4 protein-coding genes are annotated in these 3,195 nt (G+C 45.8%); 3 read left to right on the top strand and 1 reads right to left on the bottom strand.

Going from position 1 to position 3,195, the window contains the following annotated elements; translation table 11 throughout:
- The coding region (locus AC805_RS16010) for an acyltransferase (RefSeq protein WP_055076347.1) at positions 1 to 424 on the bottom strand (424 nt) is incomplete at its 3' end.
- A gap of 168 nt (positions 425 to 592) precedes the next feature.
- On the opposite strand from AC805_RS16010, the gene AC805_RS16005 reads away from it, so the two are divergent.
- The 3 genes from AC805_RS16005 (at position 593) to argJ (ending at position 2,890) form a co-directional block, all read left to right on the top strand.
- Complete coding sequence (locus AC805_RS16005) at positions 593 to 976, top strand: DUF3110 domain-containing protein (RefSeq protein WP_055076346.1); 384 nt, start codon at positions 593 to 595, stop codon at positions 974 to 976.
- Positions 977 to 1,053: 77 nt separating this feature from the next.
- Entirely contained in the window at positions 1,054 to 1,530 is a 477-nt protein-coding gene (locus tag AC805_RS16000) for a thioesterase family protein (RefSeq protein ID WP_055076345.1), read from the top strand.
- 148 nt (positions 1,531 to 1,678) lie between these two features.
- Positions 1,679 to 2,890, top strand: coding sequence for a bifunctional ornithine acetyltransferase/N-acetylglutamate synthase (argJ, locus tag AC805_RS15995; RefSeq protein WP_055076344.1), 1,212 nt, complete (start codon positions 1,679 to 1,681; stop codon positions 2,888 to 2,890).
- Positions 2,891 to 3,195 lie beyond the last annotated feature (305 nt).

Genomic DNA, 3,195 nt, shown 5'->3' with positions numbered 1-3,195 from the left:
CCCCCGCACCCACGGTAGCCCTTGCCGCGATCCAACTCCCCGTCTCAATATAAATTGGAGCCGTACGCAATGCAAAATGGCGATCGCACCAGTCGTGATTACCCGTACAGAGATAAACTCCTTGCGAAATACAACAATGGCTTTCAATCGTAATTAAATCGAGATTGTCTAACCAAGCATCTTCACCAATCCAGACAAAGTCCTTGACAATCAAGCGCCAAGGGAATTTAATCCGTACCCCTGTTTTGATTCTTACACCTTGACCTATCTCCGCGCCAAACCAACGCAAAATGTTAACTTTTAACCATGAAAAAGGAATTAAGTAACTACGCACCAAGGGTGCGCCAATAAAGTACCAAAGTAGCTGCTTGGTAATGGTTACGCCTATGGTGTATTTACCCGTCGTGTAGAGATCCAGCCGCAAAAAGATAACTCCTACCTTGCTTTTTGAATGGGCTTTTTCTTTTGATAAAATCCAAGATTAAAATCCAAGATTTTTATTAGAGTGAGGTTTTGCATCGCTTTCAAGCAAAATCTGGGATTGGGCAATGTTATACAATATTAGAGCTTTTCTAATGGTCGAGTTTTTTCTATGCAAGTTTGGGTATTGCTGTTTAACGCTAACACTGATAACGAAGGTATCTATACACTGGAAATTGAAGGCAATAATATCATTGTCGCCTTTGAGCAAGAGGATGATGCCATTCGTTATGCGGGTTTACTGGAAGCACAGGATTTCTTATCGCCGACAGTGGAAAGCATTGACAGTGAAGAGCTAAAGGAATTCTGTGAGGATGCTAACTACGACTTAAATATCGTACCAACTGATGCTTTGTTAGTTCCACCAGAAAAAAATGTTGACAAAACGGATTGGTCGCCCGATCGCGTTCAAAAGCTCTCGGAACCAGAGGCTGATGCTGAGGTAGAAGATCCCGTAATTGCGATGATGCGTCGTCGTCTAGAGAATTTACTATGAGTTATGAGCGTACAGTTCTTCCGAGCGTATTCTCATAACCGAACAAAGCCCTATAAGAATTTGTTTTAGGTATCAATATGACGGCTGAACTTACTTCTAATGCATTAACGAAAACAATTACCAAGTTTGAGCCAAATCCTGAGAATGAAGGCTGGTTTAACTATGCGGTTCACGTCTATCCCCACCATACGGACTATTCGGGTGTGGTATGGCATGGCTCCTATATTAATTGGATGGAAGAGGCAAGGGTCGAATGTTTGCGTACTGTGGGCATGAGTTTTGAAGAATTAGTTTCCGCAGGTGTGGATTTGCCAGTAGTGGAAATGTCTTTGCGCTATCATCGTTCGGCAAGGATGGGTGACAATTTGCTGGTGATGACTAAGCTCGTACCCGACAAAGTCCGCCTTAATTGGGAATACCAAATTCGCACCGAAACAGATCTATGTGTAACAGCAGTGGTTACCCTCGTACCTGTAGATTTTGAAAAACGTAAGCTGTTGCGATCGCTACCTAGCTCCTTAGAAGGAGCGATCGCCAAGCTGACGGAAATGTAAGGATCGCGCCGCAACGCCGCACGGTCTAAATAAAAACATAAAACCTGTGGCGCAAGCTGCGCTTGTGCTACAGGTTTTAGCTCTGGTTTTTAATTATGCCCAGCTACTGACAGATAATAATAAAGACGAAAGGAACTAAATCAAAATTATGGCAAATTGGCAAGTAATCGCGGGTGGTGTGACCGCTGCAAAGGGCTACAAAGCAGCAGGCATTACCGCTGGGTTAAAACCATCGGGCGCACCCGACTTAACCCTAATCGCCTCGGATGTTCCTGCGATCGCCGCAGGAGTATTCACCAAGTCCTGCGTCCGAGCTGCCTGTGTGGACTTCAATCGGGAAGTATTAGCTAAGGGTGGTAAAGTCAGCGCGATTCTCTGCAATGCAGGACAAGCCAATGCCAGTACTGGTGCAGAAGGTTGGCAAAATGCGGTGGAATGTGCAGAATTAGTCCAAAAAGCCTTAAATACCCAAGATGGCGTATTGGTTGCCTCCACGGGTGTCATTGGCAAGCAATTGCTGATGGATAAAATGCGATCGGGAATTGCCAAGATCGCGCCCCTAATTTCTGCGGATGGTGGTGAAGCTGCTTCGCGATCGATCATGACGACGGATACGGTTCCCAAGAGCATTGCCCTTGAAACGGTAATTGATGGCAAGCCCGTCCGCATTGGCGGCATTTGTAAAGGTTCGGGAATGATTCACCCCAATATGGCGACGATGCTTGGTTTTGTGACTTGCGATGCGGGCGTGGAGCCGCAGCTATGGCAAACCATGTTGTCGCGATCGATCGATGCTAGTTTTAATCAAGTGACCGTCGATGGCGATACCAGTACTAATGATATGGTGCTAGCTCTGAACAATGGTGAGTCGGGCGTAGTCATTAGTGATGAGAATTCTGCCGCTGCACAGCAAATCCAAGCCATGCTACAAGAGGTTTGTATGGAATTAGCCAAGGCGATCGCCCGTGATGGGGAAGGCGCAACCTGCATGATCGAGGTCAATGTCACTGGAGCATCAACTGCGATCGCCGCTCGGCAAATCGCCAAAACCATAGTCAGTTCTTCACTGGTTAAATCCGCAGTTTTTGGTAACGATCCTAACTGGGGCAGAATTGCCGCTGCCGCAGGGCGATCGGGCGTGGATTTCGATCAAGATGTATTGCATATTCAATTGGGAGAATTTGTGATGATGAAGGATGGTACGCCTCAGGAATACGATCGCCAAGCCGCTAGCGACTATCTCAAAAATGACACCGTAGTTATTAACGTCGAGGTCGGCGATGGTAATGGTGATGGTACGGCATGGGGTTGCGATCTCAGCTATGATTACGTCAAAATCAACGCCGAGTACACTACTTAAAGATAGAGAAGGCGTGCATAGCACGCCTTCTCTACGAAGTTTCTACGCAATTTCTACGCAATTTTTAGCCTAAACGTAGGATGTAACCAGAACGAACAAATGTTATTGCTTGATAAGTAGCTGGATAAGTAGCTGGGCATAATTAAAAAACAAAACCAGAGAGCGTACCGCCCGCGTAGCGGGCGGTACGCTCTTCTAGGTTTTAAGTTTACTTATGCTTAGCTACTTAGCTTGATAGACTGTGGTCTATTTTTAATTTGGATTGAGTTTTGATTAATTAGAGGTGAGGAGCTATGCAGGTAGAC

Source organism: Pseudanabaena sp. 'Roaring Creek', from assembly GCF_001402795.1.
Taxonomy (GTDB): domain Bacteria; phylum Cyanobacteriota; class Cyanobacteriia; order Pseudanabaenales; family Pseudanabaenaceae; genus Pseudanabaena.
The sequence above is the reverse complement of the archived record's forward strand: the minus strand, read 5'-3'. Positions and strand labels throughout refer to the sequence as shown.